This window comes from Pseudomonas sp. QD4, assembly GCF_049199125.1.
GTDB lineage: Bacteria > Pseudomonadota > Gammaproteobacteria > Pseudomonadales > Pseudomonadaceae > Aquipseudomonas.
The window spans coordinates 160,172-178,418 of the sequence record NZ_JBLZOM010000001.1 but is presented as its reverse complement, the minus strand read 5'-3'; the positions used below and the strand labels follow the sequence as shown (position 1 = coordinate 178,418).

Genomic DNA, 18,247 nt, shown 5'->3' with positions numbered 1-18,247 from the left:
TGAATTGCGCTCGCGATGTACGAACTGAATGCCGCAAGGTTCGCACTTGCACCCGCACAGGACTATGCTCAGGCCCCGGATGGATCGCCCGCGTCAAACACGAAAGGAAGCCCGATGAGCCTAAACCCAAGGTCGCTGCATTGGGCTGGAACCTGGCAATGACGGCGCTGACGGATCGCCGCAACCGGCGAGTCCTGATCGTCGACGACACCGCCGCGATCCATCAGGACTTTCGCAAGATCCTGGCCCCCGGCACCCCCGCCGAAGACCCCCTGGGCAGCGCCGAAGCCGCACTGTTCGGCTCCCCCCTCAGCGTTGCGGCAGAAGACTTTACCCTCGACTCGGCCTTCCAGGGCCAGGAGGCGCTGGAAAAAGTGCAGGCGGCGCTGGACTGCGACCAGCCTTATGCCATGGCCTTTATCGACATGCGCATGCCACCCGGCTGGGACGGGCTGGAAACCATCTCGCGGCTGTGGCAGGCCGACCCCAAGCTGCAAATTGCCCTGTGCACGGCGTATTCCGACTATTCCTGGGAAGACATTGCCGAGCGCCTGGAGCTGGGCGACCGCCTGCTGATCCTGAAAAAACCCTTCGATGCCATCGAAATCCGGCAGATGGCCAGTACCCTGACCGTCAAATGGCAGATGACCGAAGCCGCAGAGTTGAAACTGGACCAGTTGCAACAAGCGGTCGAGGAGCGTACCCGAGAGCTGGCCGACGCCAACATCATCGTCCAGAACAGCCCCACGATTCTCTATCGGCTGCGGGGCGAGCCTTCATTCACGCTGATGTACATCTCCCACAACATCACCAAGTTCGGGCATGTGGCGGCGCAGCTGGTGGCGTCCCCCGACTGGGCCCAGGCGCTGATCCACGCCGACGACCGGGCCAAGGTCGAGCTGGCCATGCTGCGCGCACTGGACCGGGACGTCTGCGGCGCCTCCATCGAATTTCGCATGCTCACCGGTGACGGTAGCTTTCGCTGGGTGGAAAACCGCTACATCCCGGTGCGCAACAATCTGGGCCAGTTGCTCGAGGTGGAAGGCATCATCCTCGACATCACCGAGCGCCGCCTGGCCGAAGATAAAATCGCCCTGCTGGCCCACACGGACGGCCTGACCGGGCTGGCCAACCGGCCGACCCTGGTCGAACGCCTGCACCAGGCGTTTGCCGCGGCCCGACGCGGCGCGGCGCCCTTCGCGATGTTTTACCTGGACCTGGACCACTTCAAGCGCATCAACGACACCCTGGGTCATCCCGCGGGCGACCTGTTGTTGCAGGAGGTGGCCCGGCGCCTGAAGTCCTGCACCCGGGAAAACGACGTGGTGGCGCGCCTGGGCGGCGATGAATTCGCGATCCTGCAGCTGGAGGTCGAGGAAGCCACCCAATGCGCGAGCCTGGCGGCGAAGATCCTCGATAGCCTGGCGCTCCCCTATTTCCTGGACGGCAACGAGGCGCGTATCTCGGCCAGCATCGGCATCAGCCTCTACAGCCCCCATACCCTCAGCGCCGACGGGCTCATGGCGCAGTCGGACATGGCGCTGTATCGCTCCAAGGACAAGGGCCGCAACCAGTTCCACTTCCACAGCGAGGACATCAACCAGGAAGTCACCCAGCGAGTGACCCTGGCCAATCAGTTGAAACTGGCCCTGGAGCGCGACGAACTGCATTTGCAGTACCTGCCCGAAGTCGATCTCGGCACCGGCAAAATCCTCAGCATGGCCGCCCAGGTGCGCTGGCTCCACCCCCAGCGCGGCTGGCTCGAAGCCTCGGAGTTCATGGCGGTGGCGGAAAAGACCGGGATCATCATCCCCCTGGGCCACTGGATACTGGACCAGGCCTGCCGGCAGATGCGGGCATGGCGCGACCAGGACCTGGCGCCGCCGCTGATTGCGATCCACCTGTCCCTGGTCCAGCTCAAGACCGGTTCGGAGCTGATTTACCAGGTACTGCGGACCACCGCGCGCTGGAACCTCTGCCCCTGGGACCTGCGATTCGACGTCACCGAGGGCACGCTGGCCCAGACCAAGTGGACCCACAACGACATACTGCCCCGGCTGTGCGAACTGGGCGTGAAGATCGCCATCGACGACTTCGGCACCGAGTATTCATCGTTCGACTACCTGAAAACCTACCGGGTCAGCCACCTCAAGCTCGCCCAGCGCCTGCTCGACAGTGCCAGCAGCGACCCGGACAACGCCATGACCCTGCGCGCAATCCTCAATTTTGCCAGCGAGGCCGGGATCGGCGTCACCGCCGAAGGGGTGGAAACCCAGGAGCAGCGCATCACCCTGCTGTCCAGCGGTGTGCCACTGGGGCACGTCCCGGCACGGGCGGTGGACAGCGAACAGGCTGGTGAACTGCTCAAGGCCACGTCCGCCGTCGAAGCTGCGGACCCAACGTCGGAGACGCTCAAATGAACCCTGCTTTTGCAACCGCCAACCGACGGATCCTGATCATCGACGACACGCCGGCCATCCACCTGGACTTTCGCAAGATCCTCTGCCCCGACGATGAAGGTCCGCTGAGCAGTACCGAGGCGCTGCTGTTCGGCACCACGCGCATTCCCCAATCACACTTCCAGCTCGATTCCGCCTATCAGGGCGAAGAAGGCGTGGAACGGGTCAAGCAGGCCCTGGCCGAAGGTCGGCCCTACGCCCTGGCCTTTATCGACATGCGCATGCCGCCTGGTTGGGACGGCCTGCAAACGATCGAGCAGCTCTGGAAAACCGACCCTCACCTGCAGATTGCCTTGTGCACCGCGTTCTCCGACTACTCCTGGGAGGCCATGGCCGAGCGCATTGAATTCGGCGATCAATTGCTGATCCTGAAAAAGCCTTTCGACAGCCTGGAAATCCGCCAGATGGCCAGTGCCCTCACCTGGAAATGGCAACTGGCACAAGATGCCGCGATCAAGATGCGCGACCTGGAGCAAACCATCGAGCAACGGGTCCAGGAACTGCTGAGCGTGTCCCGCCTGCTGCACTACGACCTGCTCACCGAACTGCCCAACAGTACCTTGCTGGGTGATCGCCTGACCCAGTACTTGTCCCAGTCCCGGCGCCATGACCGGCAGATTGCCGTGATGTTCATCGGCCTGGACCGCTTCAAGCGGATCAACAATGCCCTCGGCCATCCCGCCGGGGATGAAATGCTCAAGCTCGTCGCCCAGAGCCTCGCGCAGGCGCTGCGCGAGTCCGACTCGGTGTTCCGCTACGGTTCGGACGAGTTCGTGGTGATCCTGAGCGACATCGTCCATCCGCAGCAGACCCGCGGGGTCGCGGAAAAACTGCTGGCGGCGGTCAACACCCCGCACTGGGTAGCCGGCCACGACCTGACGGTAACCGCCAGCCTGGGCATCAGCATTTACCCCGATGATGGTTGCGATGCGGTGACCCTGATCAAAAAAGCCGAGACCGCCATGCGCAACGTCAAGGACTGCGGCCCCAACGGCTTCAGTTTTTTTATCGAAGACATGAACCTCCACGCCCGGCACCGGCAAACCCTGGAAAGCGGGCTGCGTCTGGCCTTGCAACGCCAGGAGCTGGTCCTGCACTACCAGCCCAAACTGGACCTGGCCAGCGGCGCCGTGGGCGGCGCCGAAGCCCTGGTGCGCTGGGCCCGGCCCGGCCATGGCCTGGTCAGTCCCGCGGTGTTCATTCCGGTGGCCGAGGACTGCGGGCTGATCGTCGCCCTCAGCCAGTGGGTGCTGCGCAGCGCCTGCCTCCAGTCGCGGGCCTGGCAGGCCCAGGGCCTGCCGCCCATCTGCATGTCGGTGAATGTCTCAGCCATCGATTTCCGCCAGGCCGACTTCGTCGAACGCCTGACCCGAACACTGGCCGAGACCGGGCTCGACCCGTCGCAGCTGGAGCTGGAGATCACCGAAAGCGTGCTGATGCAGAACGTCGCCACCACCATCACCACCCTGCATGCGATCAAGCGGCTCGGAGTGCGCCTGGCGGTGGATGACTTCGGAACCGGCTATTCGAGCCTGAGCTATTTGCAGAAATTTCCGGTCGATGTGCTGAAGATCGACCAATCGTTCGTGCGCGACCTGAGTATCGACAGCAACGACGCCAAGTTGGTCAGCAGCATCATCGACCTGGGAAAAAGCCTCAACCTGCGTATCATCGCCGAAGGTATCGAGACGGCCGAGCAACTGGACTTTCTCAGGCGCCACCGGTGCGAGGAAGGCCAGGGCTTCTACTTCAGCAAGGCCGTGGAGCCCGAGGCGTTCGTGCTGTTCCTGAACGCCTCGCGCCAGCCCCAACCAAGCCGTTCATGAACGTCCGCCGGGTAAGGATACCGACCATGTCGTCACTCCCATCACTGCTCTGCGCCAGCGTGCTGCTCGCGGCCGGAGCCGAGGCAGCGCCGCTCGAGGGCCCCCTCAAGTCCTTGCCGCCGGTGCCAGCCCTGAATGGCCAGCACGTCGAACTGGGACGCCAGCTGTTCAACGACCCACGCCTTTCAGTCAACAACAGCCTGTCCTGCGCCAGTTGCCATCGCCTGGAGCATGGTGGCGCCGATGACAAGCCCCTGTCCCTGGGGTTTGACGGCAAACCCGTGGCGGTCAATACGCCGAGCGTGTTCAACGCCAGCTTGAACTTCCGCCAGTTCTGGGACGGCCGCGCCGAAACCCTGGAAGAACAGGTGCACGTCGTGGTCCAGAGCCCTTCCGAGATGGGCAGTGACTGGGCCACCGTGGTCGAGCGCATCGGCGCCGACCCGGCCTATGGCCGCGCATTCGCCGAGGCCTACCCGGACGCCGTGACCCAGGCCAATATTCGCAACGCCCTGGCCGACTATGAACGGACCCTGCTGAGCAGCAACTCGCGCTTCGACCAGTACCTGGCGGGTAACACCGCGATCCTGACCCTGGAGGAAAAGTACGGCTACCAGCGCTTCCAGGACTACGGCTGCATCGCCTGCCACCAGGGGGTGAATATCGGCGGCAACATGTTCCAGAAATTCGGCGTGCTCGGCGATTACTTCAAGGCCCGGGGCAACCCGACCGTGGCTGACCTGGGGCGGTTCAACATCACCGGCGATGAAGATGACCGCAATGTGTTCAAGGTGCCGAGCCTGCGCAACGTCGCGGTCACCGCGCCCTACTTCCATGACGGTTCGGAACCGACCCTCGAGGGCGCCGTGGCGATCATGTTCAAGTACCAGCTGGGGCGTATTCCCTCCGCGGAAGACACGGCCCTGATCGTCCTGTTCCTCAAGACCCTGACCGGCGAATGGGAAGGCAAGCCCCTATGAAAGTATCCCGCCGCACCAGCCTCTTCCTGCTGGCCGGGGTCGCCGCCGGGCTGGCGTCGATCCTGCTGTTTCTGTACGTCAATTCGCGATCGGACCAGACCGCCTCCTACACCGAGTCCCGGGACCTGATCCGCCAGATCATGCAGCAGAACGCCCAATGGGAAAACGAGATCCTCAAGGCCCGGGTCGCCATCAGTCACAACTACGACCCGCTGGTCTCACCCTTGAGCAAAATGACCCAGCTGTGGCAAAGCTTCGACGCCATGGCCTCCCAGGAACGCCGCAACGCCTCGCCAGCCTGGCGCACTACCCAGGATGCGTACCTCGACGCGATGAAGGAGAAGACCCGGCTGGTGGAGCAGTTCAAGTCGCACAATGCCGTGCTGCGCAACTCCCTGGCCTTCCTGCCGACCGCAGAGGATGACATCCAGGCCCAACTGGCAAGACTCACCGATACCGACAAAGAGCAGCTGCAGAATATCGCCACCGACACCTACGACCTGTTGCTCAGCAGCCTGGAGTTCGCCCAGGTCACCTCTGCCGAGCATGCCGCCGACATCCTGGTGGGGCTGAACAAACTGCAAGTGAACAAGGCGCGGTTGCCCCCGGAGTTTTATGACTCCATCGATGTGCTCAGCAACCATATTTCCCTGATCCTGCGCGAGCAGCCCCTGGTCAACGGCCTGCTTGAACAGATCGAATTGGTTCCGGTCGCCGAGCGCCTGGACGACATCACCAACCTGCTCAACCGTGACCAGCAGGAGGCTGAAATCATTGACCAGCGCTACCATTTCTACTTGCTGGTGTTTTCCGCGCTGCTGGTCATGCTCCTGGTCTGGCTGGCGGTCCGCCTGATGCGCAGCTTTGCCCAGATCAACCAGATGAACCGGGCGCTGGTGGTGGCCAACGACGAACTCGAACAGCGGGTCGAGGAGCGCACGCGCGAGCTCAAGGATACCCAGAGCGAACTGCTGGACAGCGCCCGCCAGGCCGGCATGGCGGAGATCGCCACCAACGTCTTGCACAATGTCGGCAACGTGCTCAACAGCGTGAACATCTCCGCCGACCTGGTGACCCGCAAACTGCGTAACAGCAAGGCCCAGGGCCTGGGCAAGGCGATGCAGTTGATCAACCAGCACCCCCAGGACCTGGGGCATTTTCTCAGCGAGGACGAGAAAGGCAAATTGCTCCCCGGCTACCTGAACCAGCTGGTGGAGGCCATTGACCTTGAGCAGCAAGGCATGGCCGAGGAACTGGCCCAGTTGAGCAAGAGCGTCGATCACATCAAGGACATCGTCTCCACCCAGCAATCCTACGCCGGGGCCAGCAGCGTGCTGGAGTCGCTGTCGATCGGCGAGCTGCTGGAAGATGCGCTACGCATGAATTCCGGCGCCCTCACCCGGCACCATGTGACGGTGCTCAAGGAGTACGCCGATATCCCGCGAATCATGGGCGACAAGCACCGGCTGCTGCTGATCCTGATCAACCTGATCAGCAACGCCAAGTACGCCATGTCCGACGTCTCCAACCACGAGCGCAACATGACCCTGGCCACCGGCATCGTCGACGGCGAGACCCTGCAGATCAGCGTCCGCGATGAAGGCGAAGGCATCACCCCGGAAAACATGGCGCGCATCTTTGTCCACGGCTTCACCACGCGCAAGGAAGGCCACGGCTTTGGCCTGCACAGCTGCGCGCTGGCGGCCATAGAGATGAGCGGCCGCTTGAATGCCTACAGCGACGGTCCGGGCACCGGAGCGCTGTTCGTCCTGCAAATCCCCCTGAAAATCGCCGAAGGTGAGTCATGAGCAACCCCATCAACCGGCGCATCCTGCTGATCGACGATACCCCGGCGATCCACGTCGACTTCCGCAAGATCCTCACGCCCCAGACCGGTGACAGTGCCGAACTGGACGCCATGGAAAGCGCACTGTTCGGCAGCGCGCCGAAGACCGCCGCCACCCTGTTCGAACTGGATTCGGCCTACGGCGGCCAGGAAGGCCTGGCCAAGCTGCTGGATGCCGCGAGCCGCGGGCGGCCCTACGCCCTGGCCTTTGTCGACATGCGCATGCCCGATGGCTGGGACGGCGCGCAGACCATCGAGGAACTGTGGAAACACGACCCGTTGCTGCAAGTGGTGGTGTGCACCGCCTACTCCGATTACTCCTGGGACGAGTTGCTCGATCGCCTGGACGGCCACGACCGCCTGCTGATCCTGAAAAAGCCTTTCGACAACATCGAAGTCCAGCAAATGGCCAACACCCTCACCACCAAGTGGGACATGACCACCCGCGCCAATCTGCAGATGAGCCAGCTGGAAGAGCGGGTGGAGCAACGCACCCTGGCCTTCAAACAGACCAGCGCCGAACTGCAACGGGAGATTGACGAGCGCAAGTTGCTGGAAAGCCAGCTGGTGCAATCCGAAAAACTCGCGTCCCTGGGGCAACTGGCTGCCGGGGTGGCCCATGAAATCAACAACCCCATCGGCTTCATTTCTTCCAATCTGGGCACCCTGGACAACTACTTCAGGCGCCTGCAGGAGATGCTCGATGCCTATCGCCACGGGGAGCAGGCCATCGCCCAGGCGGCGGCGCTGGAGTCCCTGGTGCAACTGCGCACGGCGATCGAGCTGGACTTTCTCCTGGAGGACATTCCATTGCTGATCAAGGAGTCCAAGGAGGGCATTGGCCGGGTCAGCCAGATCGTCAAGGACCTCAAGGACTTCTCCCGGGTGGACTCCAGCCAGGAATGGCAATGGGCAGACCTGCAACAGGGCCTGGACTCGACCTTGAACATCGTTGCCACCGAGATCAAGTACAAGGCCGACGTGGTCAAGTGCTACACACCGCTGCCGGAGGTCGAGTGCCTGCCGTCGCAGATCAACCAGGTGCTGATGAACCTGATCGTCAACGCCGCCCAGGCCATGGGCCCGGAACGGGGCACCATCACCCTGAGCAACGGCGTGGAAGGAGAACGGGTCTGGATCGAAGTCAGCGACACCGGCTCGGGGATAGCGCCGGACAGCCTGCAGAAAATCTTCGACCCCTTCTACACCACCAAACCGGTGGGCCAGGGCACGGGCCTGGGTTTGTCCCTGTCCTACGGCATCATCAAGAAGCACCGTGGCGAGATCAGCGTGCGCAGCGAACTGGGGATCGGCACCACCTTTCGCGTCGAGCTGCCGATCCGGCAGGAGCAGCAGTATCAGTAGCGTCGAGTACGGGTTGTCGAGCGCTGAGGCCTCGCCTGGAGAATGCCCCGGGCTTTGTCGCCTGTGCGCCGTTTTTGCATTTATGTGCGACAGACCCCACTTATGGGACTCCCGTTCCGCTGCCAGGTGGTGTTAGGTTGTGGACCTTTCTGACTTTCAGTTCAGATACTTCCCTCACTCTGCAAAGGAATGCCTCACACCATGGATTTTTCCCTGAAGCACCTGGCCGCTGCGACCCTGATGGCGGCGGGCCTGTCATTGTTCACCAACTCGGCCCAGGCCAACCTCACCCCGCAACAGAACGCAGCCATCCTGAAAAACTTCAACGAGGCCTCGGCCACGGATTTCAGGCAGTTCCTGGGCGCCCTGGCCAAGAGCGAGCTGGGCAAAACCGACCACCTGGACTCGACCATCGGCGCCTTCCTCGATAACAAGCCGCTGTCCGCCGAGCAGCAGAACGAGATCCATCGCCTGCTGGGCCTGTACACACGGATCAAGTACGGCAAGGCCGCCACCGACACCCTGCGCGAACTGGTGGCGATCCCCACCTTCAGCGTCGACGGCGTGCCGGCCCATGAGAACCCCGAGTTCATCAAGATTGCCGACAAGATCAAAAGCCTGGCCCAGGCCTTCAACCTTGCCTATCGCAACGTCGACGGCCGGGTCTATGAAATCACCCTGGAGGGCAGCGGCGATGAAGTGGTCGGTATCCACGCCCACGCCGACGTCGTGCCGGTCACCCCGGAAAACTGGGTGTTGCAGGACGGCACCCGCCTCGACCCGTTCAAGGTCACCCTGGTGGGCGACCGCATGTATGGCCGCGGCACCGAGGATGACAAGAACGGCATCGTCGTCACCCTTTACGCGATGAAGGTGATCAAGGAAGAGAAGCTGCCCCTGGCGCGCGACTTCAAGCTGCTGGTGGACACCACCGAGGAAACCACCGGCGACGCGATCCCCTACTATTTCGAGCGCAATCCCACGCCCAACTACAACCTGGCGCTGGACGGCGGCTACCCGGTGGTGATCGCCGAGAAAGGCTACGGCACGGTGATGGCCAATTTCCCGCAGCGTAAAGCCCAGGGCAAAGGCGCGGAAATCACCACGCTGACCGGGGGCCTGGCCACCAACCAGATCCCTTCGACCTCGGTCGCCACCCTGGTCACCGACAAGCCGGCCGAACTGGCAGCGAGCCTGCAAAAGGCCGGCAGCGAGTACGCCCAGCGCCATGCCGGCAACGGCGGCAAATTCGAGGTCAGCGCCAAGGTCGACGGCAAGAACGTCAAGCTCACGGTCACCGGTGTGTCCGCCCACTCCTCCGAACCCGAATCCGGGGTCAACCCGGTGGCGCGGATGCTCGACTTCCTCAACAGCCTCGACGGCAAGGTCGCGCTCAAGCACAACCAGATCACCGATGCCGCGCGCTACGCCGCCGATAACTGGGGCCTGGATTACCTGGGTGGCAAACTCGGAGTCGGTTTCTCCGACGACTTCATGGGCCCGTTGACCACCTCCCTGACCTACGTCGGGGTCAAGGACAACGCCTTCCAGCTGGCGGTCAACCTGCGGGTGCCAAAAGGCAAGTCGCCGCAAGTGCTGAAAAGCGAAATCGCCGATAAACTCGACGCCTGGAGCAAGAAGGCCAAGGTCGCGGTGGCCTTCGACTACTCGATCGCCGAGCCGATGTACCGCAACCCCGAGGGTGAATGGGTCAAGGCGCTGTTGGCCGTGGCCACCGAGAACCTGGGCATGGAGCACAAATTCGGCACTTCCGCCGGCGCTACCTCGGTGCATGAACTGCCCAACGGCGTGCAATTCGGCCTGGCCCGGCCGGAGGTCAAGTACACCGGTCATAACGACAACGAGTTCAAGACCGTTGAACAGTTCCTGCTGGACCTGCAGATCGTGACCGAAATGATGGGCCGTATCGGCCAGCTGCCAAAACTCTGATGCACCTGCCGGACCCGCCGTCCTGGCGGGTCCAACCTGGCGCCCGCGCGCCACTCCCTGGCCGACGGAACCATCCCCGGCAATGGTCAGTCGTATGGCCTGCGAGCCTCTTGGGCGGACCCGCGCCGTGTGACGGCTGCCGACAACGATTGATGGATGGAGTACAGGGAATGAACGGCACACACCCCACCTGCAACACGCTGGCCCATGGCGGCCGGATGGCGGCGCTGATGCTGGCGATGCTGGGCCTGGGCGGCTGCGCGTCGTCGATGACCGTCACCGGCGAGCCGGGGGTAAAGATGGGCGACAGTTATGACCAGGTGCTGGCCGTGATCAGCCGCAGCAATACCGTGACCAAGACCGTCAAGGACCAGGGCATCAGGGCCGAGGGTTACTCGGCAATGTTCAAGGACTGTCGCACCAAGTACTTCATCTTCCTCGGTGCCGATGGCTTGCAGCAGACCAGCTACGAGCCGGCGCCGCAGTTGTCACCCGCGCAAAATTGCCGCCAGCCGTAGAGGCTGCTGCGGGCGGGGTGGGGTTTTATCCGCAAACAGGGTTTATCTGAGGCATCACGGGGGGCGCTCGGGCCAGCGCAGCCTCGCGGACTCGGCAGCGGCTACGGGGTTTCCAGCCAAGCCTACTTCACCAGGCGCACTTCCTTTGACGGCCGGTAGCCGAAGTAGGCGCTGTAGCACTTGCTGAAATGGCTGGGCGAGACAAAGCCGCAGGCCACCAGCACATCGACCTGTGACAGTTCGGTGTGTTGCAGCAGGCGGCGAGCTTCGGTGATGCGCAACTCCAGGTAATAACGTTGCGGCGTGGTGCCCAGTTGTTCCTTGAACAAGCGTTCGAGCTGACGCCGTGAGCGACCGGCGTAGACCGCCAGTTGCTCCAGTTCCAGGGGTTCTTCGAGGTTGGCGGCCATCAGCTTGACCACCTCGCGCAGGGGCGCGCTGAGGCAGATATTTTCGGTCGGCTTGATACGTCGGTAGCGCGACTCCTCAAAGGCCAGGATGTCTTCGATGCCCTCGACCAGGGCCTTGTCGTGCAGGCCCTTGATCCAGTCCAGGGCCATATGGAACGCCCCCGAAGGACTCGCCGCGGTGAGCCGGTCGCGGTCGATCACATAGGGTTCGCTGCTGACCTGGGTCGCCTTGCAGAACTCCGCCAATGCCGGCCGATGTTCGGGATGGATCGCGCAGCGGTAGCCCGCCAGGAGCCCGGCCCGGCCGAGAAACCACGCTCCATTCCACAGCCCGGCCAGGGTCACGCCCTGCTCGGCAGCGGCCTTGAGCAGTTGAATGAACGCGTCCGATGCCTTGAGTTCGGTGCGGTAGCCGCCGCACACCACCAGCAGGTCGAGGTCCTTGAGCTGAGAGCCATCGAGACGGGCGTCCGGCCGGATCACCAGGCCCAGGTCGCTCACCACCTCCCCTTCGTGCAAACCAAAGGTTCGGGAACAGAACAGGTTAGGCCGCAGCAGGTTGGCGGTGACGATGGTGTCCAGCGCCTGGGTGAACGCCGGCAGGGAAAAATGCTCGAGCAGCACAAACCCCGCCTGCAGTGGCCGCTGACCCTGGCTGGATTGCTCATTCAGGTAGCGCAGGTTTTTGCCCTTCATGCCTGTGCTGAATTGCCGTCGTTCGATCAAGGCTCGCACTCTGTTGCGTTAACGGGGGCACAGTTTGCGGTGTTTGCCCGGCGCAGCACCAGAGGCAGGCAAACGGCAGCACAAACTGGCCCCAAGAATAAAAGCCGACCCTTATCAATAATCTGATAAGTCGTCCCACAACTTAGTATTCAAAACCCGCGCTCGCGCTTTTTAAAATCAATAAGCCGGCTCACTGATTACCATCCCTTATCGCCCTAATAAGAACATTGACTCAGCAAACACAGGGAGTTTCATTGACACGAACCCCGCATAAATAAAGACTCTACCCAGGTCATACGACGACGTATAACTAATAATAAAAGGTGGTCTTACTTATGCTCTGTTTGCAGTTTCATGCAGCGCGACCCATTCGCCCAAACCGTTCTTCAGCGGCCCGCAGCGAGTTGCACAACCGCCCCCCACTCAGCGGGGAGCACCGTTCATGAAAGAACTTACAAGACTTTATTTCCTGGCCCTGAAGGCACTGATCGTCGGTTGCCTGGTGTGTATCACGGCGCTGATTTTCACCAATGTAGTGCTGCGCTACGGCTTCAATTCCGGCTTGTTCTTCAGTGAGGAAATTTCCCGGCTGGCGTTCGTCTGGCTGGTGTTCGCCGGCTCCCAGCTGATGCTGCACGAGAACGGCCATATCGGGGTCGATATCCTGACCAGCCGCGCCTCGCCCAGGGTCGCCAAACACCTGCTGACCCTGACCTACCTGCTGATGCTGTTCGCCACCTGGCTGTTTCTCCAGGGCAGCTGGAAACAGACCCTGATCAACCTGAATGTGGGCGCGCCCTCCACCGGCATCTCTATGGGCCTGTTCTACGGCGCCGGCCTGGTGTTTTCGGTATTGAGCAGCGTTCTGCTCGGAGCCCAACTGGTCAAGCACCTGGCCACCCCGGCCGGCGAGCTCCAACCTTCCACCACCGTGCAAGGGGTGCTCAAGTAATGGCCCTCGGTGTATTTGTCGGCGTGCTGATGGCCGCCATTCTTATCGGCGTGCCCATCGCCTATGCCCTGATTCTCTGCGGCGTGGCCCTGATGTGGCTGCTGGGGCTGTTCGATGGCCAGATCATCGCGCAAAACATCATCAACTCGGCGGGCAGCTTTCCGTTGCTGGCGATTCCGTTGTTCATCATCGCCGGCGAAGTGATGAACAGCGGCGGCCTGTCCAAGCGCATCATCAACCTGGCGATTTCTCTGGTCGGCCATATGCGCGGCGGCCTGGGCTACGTGACGATCTTTGCCGGGGTGCTGCTGTCCAGCCTCTCGGGCTCGGCCCTGGCCGACGCCGCGTCGCTGACCGCCCTGCTGCTGCCGATGATGGTGATCGCGGGCTACAACCGCAATCGCTCCGGTGGCCTGATCGCCTCGGTTTCGGTGCTGGGCTCGATCATTCCCCCGAGTATCGGCTTCGTGGTGCTCGGGGTGGCTTCCGGCTTGTCGATCACCAAACTGTTCCTCGCGGGGATCGCTCCTGGGTTGATGATTGCCGTGGCCCTGGTGATCGCCTGGTGGTTGGTGTCGCGCCGGGACAACGATGTCGAGCTGAGCGCCAAGGCTTCCGGCAAGGAACGCCTCAAGGCCTTCGTCGACAGCACCTGGGCGCTGATGCTGCCGGTGATCATCGTCGCCGGCCTGCGCTTCGGTGTGGTGACGCCGACCGAAGCCGGGGCCGTGGCCAGCGTCTATGCGCTGCTGGTGTCGTCGCTGATCTACCGCGAGCTGAGCCTGAAATCCCTCGGCGAGCTTTTGTTACGCGCCGGCAAGACCACCGCCGCAGTGATGTTCCTGGTGGCCGCGGCGTCGATCCCGGCCTGGATGATCACCATCGCCGACATCCCGGGGCAGATCATCGACCTGATCCAGCCGGTCATGGACAACCCGAAACTGCTGATCGTGGTGTTGATGCTGCTGATCCTGCTGATCTCCATGGTCATGGACTTGACGCCGACCATCCTGCTCCTGGCGCCGATCCTGGTCCCGGTGGTGACCGCAGCCAATATCGACCCGATCTACTTCGGCGTGCTGTTCATGATCAATTGCTCCATCGGCCTGATCACGCCGCCCGTGGGCACGGTGCTCAACGTGGTGTGCGGGATCGGCAAGATGCGCTACGAGGCCCTGCTCAAGGGCACCTTCCCGTTCCTTATCGCCGAAATCATCGTGCTCTTCCTGCTGGTGATCTTCCCTGAACTGGTGACGGTTCCGGCGCAATGGTTCGCCCACTGACACCCCGAACAACAATAAGGAATGACCATGACCCGACACCTCACCGTGCTCGCCGCGCTGCTGCTGGCCAGCAGCCTGAGCTTTGCCGCCGAGTACAACTCACGCACCCTCAAATTCGCCGCCACCAGCCCCAAGGGCACGCCACCGGCGATTGGCATGGAACTGTTCGCGAAGAAGATCAACGAACGCAGCGGCGGCAAGATCAAGGTCCGCACCTTCCCCAACGGCGTGCTCGGGGGCGACGTGCAGGTGCTGTCGTCGCTGCAGGGCGGCGTAGTGGAAATGATGACCTGGAACGCCGGCCTGATGCTCAACCACGTGACCGACTTCGGCATCCTCGATTTCCCGTTTCTCTACACCGACACCGCCAAGGTCGACGCCATGCTCGATGGCGAGGTCGGCAAGATGCTGATCGATCAGTTGCCGGAGAAAAAACTGGTGGGCCTGGCGTTCTGGGAGCTGGGGGTGCGCAACCTGACCAACAACGTGCGCCCGGTGCAGAAGATGGAAGACATCACCGGCCTGAAGATTCGCGCCCAGCAATCGCCGCTGTTCCTCGACGTGTGGTCGACCCTAGGGGCCAACCCCACGCCCCTGCCCTTCACCGAGGTGCACACCGCCCTCGAGACCGGCACCGTGGACGGCCAGGAAAACCCGGCGGCGCTGATCCTGGCCTCAAAATTCAATGAGGTGCAGAAGTACCTGAGCCTGACCCATCACAACTACAACCCGCAGATCGTGCTGATCAGCAAACCCTTCTGGGACACCCTGAACCCGGACGAGCAGGCGCTGCTGACAGAGGTGGCCATGGAGGTGCGCCTGGAGCAGCGCCAGATCTCCCGCGCGGCCGACAGCAAGGCGATTGCCGAGCTCGCCAGTTCCGGGATGCAGGTCAACGAATTGCCCGCCGAAGAGGTGGTGCGCATCCAGCAGAAGATCCGCCCGGTGATCGAAAAGTACGCGGCGCAGATCAACCCCGAACTGGTGAAGAAGGTCTACCAGGCCGTGGGTTACCAGGCGCAGTAAAGGACTGCGGCGCAGTCCGGCGAGGGCCCTCGCCCTCGCCACAAGTCACCCCGGTCTCCGCCTTATACGCCCGCCCGGCGGGCACTGCCGTATCAGCCAAGAGGAAGCAGCAAAATGAAAATTTCGGTCGCCCAGATCCACCCGGTCATCGGCAATCCCGCGCAGACCATCGACAAGGTCGCGCAGTTGTCACGCCAGGCCGCGGCAGACGGCTCGCGCCTGATCGCCTTTGCCGAATGCCTGTTGACCGGCGGCTCGTTCGACAGCCGTGAAGAACTGGAACAAGGCGCCATCAGCCTCGACGCCCTGGCCCCGTTGCTGGCGGTCAGCGCTGAAAGCGGGATCCACATCGTGGTCGGCTTCTATGAAAAACACGCCGAGTCGATCTTCAATACCGCCGCCCTGATCGGCCCCCAGGGCGTCATCGGCCTGCATCGCAAACGTCATCTGCCGTTCATGATCGGCGACCGTTTCACCGATCGCCCCGCCGAGTGGACGCCGCCGGTGTTCAACACCGACATCGGCCGCATCGGCCTGGCGATCTGCTATGAAATCCGCTTCCCGGAAGTCATCCGCACCCTGGCCCTGGAAGGCGCCGATATCGTGGTTCTGCCGGCCGCCTGGCCGGAGCAGGCGCGGTTGCTGCCGGACCTGTTCAGCACCGTGCGCGCCGCGGAAAACATCGTGTATTTCGTGGCCCCCAACCGCAATGACCTGGACGGCGGCATGCAGTTTATCGGCATGAGCCACATCATCGAGCCGTCCGGCACCACCCTGACCCGCGCCGGCCTGGAAGACGGGGTGTTCAGCGTCGAGATCGACCTGGCCAAGGCGCGCAACAAGTCGCTGATCCGCGACCCGGGGGTGTTCGAGATCCACCCGTTCCGCGACCGCCTGCCAGCGACCTATCGCCTCTGAAAACCCGGGTGCCGAGGCGCCACGCCTTTGATCGGGCCTCGGATAGCGAATCAGCACCCGGCCATCGCCCCTCACTTTTCAGGTAATCGCAATGCTCAACACAATCCGCTCGCTCAAGGACCGAATGGCCGCTGGCGTGACGTTCGGGATGAACATTTACAGCACCGCCTGCCTGCCCATCGAAGTGGCCGGCAACTGGGGGCTGGACTTTGTCTTTATCGACGCCGAGCACACGGCTCTGGGGGTCGACCGGGACATGGAAAAACTGCTGCTGGCGGCGCACCACGCGGCGGTCCACAGCCTGGTCCGGGTACGCGGCACCCTCGAATGGGACATTCGCAAAGCCCTGGAAATGGGCGCCTCGGGGGTGATCATTCCCCAGGTGCACAACGCCGCGCAGATGCGCGAGATCATCCGCTGCAGCAAATTTCCGCCCGTGGGCCGGCGCGGCGGCGACAGTTCGGTGCGCTCGGCCCGCTACGCCGGTCCCGGCTTCGAATGGGCGCGCTACACCGAGGCGGAAAACCAGCGCAGCGTGATCGTGCCCATGGCCGAGAGCTATGAATTCTTCGACAACATCGATGAGATCCTCGACGTCGAGGGCATCGACGCCGTGCATTTCGGCCCGGCCGATTACTCGCTGTCCCGCCAGTTGCCGGTGGATTATCGCCTGGGCAACCCCGAGGTCCTGGCGCGCCTGCAATGGCTGATCAAGAAATGCCATCAGCGTGCGATCCAGGTGATGGTGCCGTGCTTCCCGGCCGACACTGAAACCGCCCGGCGCCTGCGGGAAATGGGCTGCGACATGCTGCTGATGGGCAGTGACCTGTCCTGGCTGAATCAGGCCGGGCAACAGATCGCCGCCACCCGTGAAGCACTCGAGGGGTCGGAATAAGCTCCCGGTTTGCCGGGGACATTATCAGCTCAATCCACTCTTGTCGGAATAACCCACAGGCTTGTGGCCGAACTTAGTAACTTGATTCGGCCTTTCAAGCCATGCATTAAAAGATCAATTAACCAGGAAGTTTTGTCGCAATAAAGTGGCCCGCGTCAATGCAACTAACTCATCAAGTTGTACGTCCGGCTTTTCCGTCACATACGACAAACAGAACTTGGCGGGTGCAATAGGCGGCGTGCAAGGTAATACCTTGAGCATGTCCACTGCCAACATATCTCGAATCAACGGTACTGGCAGAATCCCAATAGCGTGCCCGGCCGATATCATCTTCGCGATAAAGGCCAGGGAGTTACTGGAATGAAATGCCTCGGAGACATTGCCGCCCTCTTTCAACCAGCGCTCGACCACTGAATACAGGGTCGAAGGCGCGGAATGGGTGACGATCGGGTAAGCCCCGGCGTGCTGCGGCTGAAACGAATCGCCGTCGATTTCCAGGTGGGCGGCGGCCACCCACTGGAAGGTCATCCAGCCCAAGAAGATATCGGTCACGTCATCGCGGGTCATGGGGTTGGTCAAAAGCGCCAGGTCCAGCTCGTGATCATTGAGCTTGCGATTGAGCACCGCCCCCACATCGATAGTGATTTCCAGGGTGATCTCCGGGAAATGCGCCTTGATCTCGGCAATCACTGCCGTCAGCCCGACCATGGCCGAACACTCGTCGGCGCCCACCCGCAGCCGGCGGTTCTGCTTCTGCTTGGCTGCGAACTGTTCCAGTTTCACGCTGTTGTTCAGCGCCAGTTCGGCATGTTGCAGGGCGATCAAGCCGTCAGCGGTGATTATCATCCGCTGTTTGCTGCGATCGAAGAGTTTCACGCTCAACAATGACTCCATCTCCCGAATGCGCGAGGAGATGGCCGGCTGGGTCAGGTGAAGGTGGCGCGAGGCGGCATGCACGCCCCCTAATCGGGCCGTCCAATAGAAGGCCTCGATCTGCATCAGGGTAATTCGCATGATAAAAATAGTCCCGAAGTTGACGCGCTGATTTTTATTATCGCCTTAAAATCCTGCTTGCTAGGATGAACTAAATGCA

Annotated in this window: 14 protein-coding genes; 12 read left to right on the top strand and 2 right to left on the bottom strand. The window is 62.3% G+C overall.

The window, feature by feature from the left end:
• Positions 1–158: 158 nt before the first annotated feature.
• The 7 genes from ACOZJV_RS00750 (at position 159) to ACOZJV_RS00720 (ending at position 10,944) form a co-directional block, all read left to right on the top strand.
• Complete coding sequence (locus ACOZJV_RS00750) at positions 159–2,420, top strand: GGDEF/EAL domain-containing response regulator (RefSeq protein ID WP_421546511.1); 2,262 nt, start codon at positions 159–161, stop codon at positions 2,418–2,420.
• On the top strand, positions 2,417–4,285 hold the full coding sequence (locus ACOZJV_RS00745; protein ID WP_421546510.1) for an EAL domain-containing protein: 1,869 nt from the start codon (positions 2,417–2,419) through the stop codon (positions 4,283–4,285). Before ACOZJV_RS00750 ends, ACOZJV_RS00745 begins: the two co-directional genes overlap by 4 nt.
• 26 nt (positions 4,286–4,311) lie before the next feature.
• Positions 4,312–5,265 carry a cytochrome-c peroxidase gene (locus ACOZJV_RS00740; RefSeq protein ID WP_421546509.1) on the top strand — a complete coding sequence of 318 codons (954 nt, stop codon included), beginning with the start codon at positions 4,312–4,314 and terminating at the stop codon, positions 5,263–5,265.
• Complete coding sequence (locus ACOZJV_RS00735; protein WP_421546508.1) at positions 5,262–7,073, top strand: DAHL domain-containing protein; 1,812 nt, start codon at positions 5,262–5,264, stop codon at positions 7,071–7,073. The genes ACOZJV_RS00740 and ACOZJV_RS00735 overlap by 4 nt, the downstream gene beginning before the upstream one ends.
• Positions 7,070–8,476 carry an ATP-binding protein gene (locus ACOZJV_RS00730; protein ID WP_078468913.1) on the top strand — a complete coding sequence of 469 codons (1,407 nt, stop codon included), beginning with the start codon at positions 7,070–7,072 and terminating at the stop codon, positions 8,474–8,476. Before ACOZJV_RS00735 ends, ACOZJV_RS00730 begins: the two co-directional genes overlap by 4 nt.
• 201 nt (positions 8,477–8,677) lie before the next feature.
• Positions 8,678–10,426 carry a dipeptidase gene (locus ACOZJV_RS00725; protein WP_421546507.1) on the top strand — a complete coding sequence of 583 codons (1,749 nt, stop codon included), beginning with the start codon at positions 8,678–8,680 and terminating at the stop codon, positions 10,424–10,426.
• A 170-nt stretch (positions 10,427–10,596) separates the two neighbouring features.
• A complete protein-coding gene (locus ACOZJV_RS00720) occupies positions 10,597–10,944 on the top strand; it encodes a hypothetical protein (protein WP_078468911.1) in 348 nt (115 codons plus the stop codon).
• Between the two features lie 122 nt (positions 10,945–11,066).
• Here ACOZJV_RS00720 and ACOZJV_RS00715 read toward each other — a convergent pair whose 3' ends face one another.
• The gene (locus tag ACOZJV_RS00715; RefSeq protein WP_078468910.1) at positions 11,067–12,050 is read right to left on the bottom strand and encodes a GlxA family transcriptional regulator; all 984 of its coding nucleotides are present in this window, start codon (positions 12,048–12,050) and stop codon (positions 11,067–11,069) included.
• A gap of 472 nt (positions 12,051–12,522) precedes the next feature.
• Here ACOZJV_RS00715 and ACOZJV_RS00710 point away from each other — a divergent pair, with 472 nt between their 5' ends.
• From ACOZJV_RS00710 to ACOZJV_RS00690, 5 genes are all read left to right on the top strand, one after another.
• Positions 12,523–13,032: a TRAP transporter small permease gene (locus ACOZJV_RS00710; protein ID WP_421546506.1), complete on the top strand. Its 510-nt coding sequence runs from the start codon at positions 12,523–12,525 to the stop codon at positions 13,030–13,032.
• Positions 13,032–14,315 (top strand): TRAP transporter large permease subunit, encoded by a 1,284-nt coding sequence (locus ACOZJV_RS00705; protein WP_421546505.1) that lies wholly within the window; start codon positions 13,032–13,034, stop codon positions 14,313–14,315. The genes ACOZJV_RS00710 and ACOZJV_RS00705 overlap by 1 nt, the downstream gene beginning before the upstream one ends.
• 27 nt (positions 14,316–14,342) lie before the next feature.
• Positions 14,343–15,341 carry a TRAP transporter substrate-binding protein gene (locus ACOZJV_RS00700; protein WP_421546504.1) on the top strand — a complete coding sequence of 333 codons (999 nt, stop codon included), beginning with the start codon at positions 14,343–14,345 and terminating at the stop codon, positions 15,339–15,341.
• A 114-nt stretch (positions 15,342–15,455) separates the two neighbouring features.
• The gene (locus tag ACOZJV_RS00695) at positions 15,456–16,259 is read left to right on the top strand and encodes a carbon-nitrogen hydrolase family protein (RefSeq protein ID WP_078468907.1); all 804 of its coding nucleotides are present in this window, start codon (positions 15,456–15,458) and stop codon (positions 16,257–16,259) included.
• Positions 16,260–16,350: 91 nt separating this feature from the next.
• Positions 16,351–17,154, top strand: a complete 804-nt coding sequence (locus ACOZJV_RS00690) for an HpcH/HpaI aldolase family protein (protein WP_421546503.1) — start codon at positions 16,351–16,353, stop codon at positions 17,152–17,154.
• A gap of 114 nt (positions 17,155–17,268) precedes the next feature.
• Here ACOZJV_RS00690 and ACOZJV_RS00685 read toward each other — a convergent pair whose 3' ends face one another.
• On the bottom strand, positions 17,269–18,168 hold the full coding sequence (locus ACOZJV_RS00685; protein ID WP_078468905.1) for a LysR family transcriptional regulator: 900 nt from the start codon (positions 18,166–18,168) through the stop codon (positions 17,269–17,271).
• Positions 18,169–18,247 lie beyond the last annotated feature (79 nt).

What these genes read in the sequence shown, in the direction of transcription:
- ACOZJV_RS00750 (WP_421546511.1), top strand. Translation starts at nt 159, where the DNA reads ATGACGGCGCTGACGGATCGCCGCAACCGGCGAGTCCTGATCGTCGAC.
- ACOZJV_RS00745 (WP_421546510.1), top strand. Translation starts at nt 2,417, where the DNA reads ATGAACCCTGCTTTTGCAACCGCCAACCGACGGATCCTGATCATCGAC.
- ACOZJV_RS00740 (WP_421546509.1), top strand. Translation starts at nt 4,312, where the DNA reads ATGTCGTCACTCCCATCACTGCTCTGCGCCAGCGTGCTGCTCGCGGCC.
- ACOZJV_RS00735 (WP_421546508.1), top strand. Translation starts at nt 5,262, where the DNA reads ATGAAAGTATCCCGCCGCACCAGCCTCTTCCTGCTGGCCGGGGTCGCC.
- ACOZJV_RS00730 (WP_078468913.1), top strand. Translation starts at nt 7,070, where the DNA reads ATGAGCAACCCCATCAACCGGCGCATCCTGCTGATCGACGATACCCCG.
- ACOZJV_RS00725 (WP_421546507.1), top strand. Translation starts at nt 8,678, where the DNA reads ATGGATTTTTCCCTGAAGCACCTGGCCGCTGCGACCCTGATGGCGGCG.
- ACOZJV_RS00720 (WP_078468911.1), top strand. Translation starts at nt 10,597, where the DNA reads ATGAACGGCACACACCCCACCTGCAACACGCTGGCCCATGGCGGCCGG.
- ACOZJV_RS00715 (WP_078468910.1), bottom strand. Translation starts at nt 12,050, where the DNA reads ATGAAGGGCAAAAACCTGCGCTACCTGAATGAGCAATCCAGCCAGGGT.
- ACOZJV_RS00710 (WP_421546506.1), top strand. Translation starts at nt 12,523, where the DNA reads ATGAAAGAACTTACAAGACTTTATTTCCTGGCCCTGAAGGCACTGATC.
- ACOZJV_RS00705 (WP_421546505.1), top strand. Translation starts at nt 13,032, where the DNA reads ATGGCCCTCGGTGTATTTGTCGGCGTGCTGATGGCCGCCATTCTTATC.
- ACOZJV_RS00700 (WP_421546504.1), top strand. Translation starts at nt 14,343, where the DNA reads ATGACCCGACACCTCACCGTGCTCGCCGCGCTGCTGCTGGCCAGCAGC.
- ACOZJV_RS00695 (WP_078468907.1), top strand. Translation starts at nt 15,456, where the DNA reads ATGAAAATTTCGGTCGCCCAGATCCACCCGGTCATCGGCAATCCCGCG.
- ACOZJV_RS00690 (WP_421546503.1), top strand. Translation starts at nt 16,351, where the DNA reads ATGCTCAACACAATCCGCTCGCTCAAGGACCGAATGGCCGCTGGCGTG.
- ACOZJV_RS00685 (WP_078468905.1), bottom strand. Translation starts at nt 18,168, where the DNA reads ATGCGAATTACCCTGATGCAGATCGAGGCCTTCTATTGGACGGCCCGA.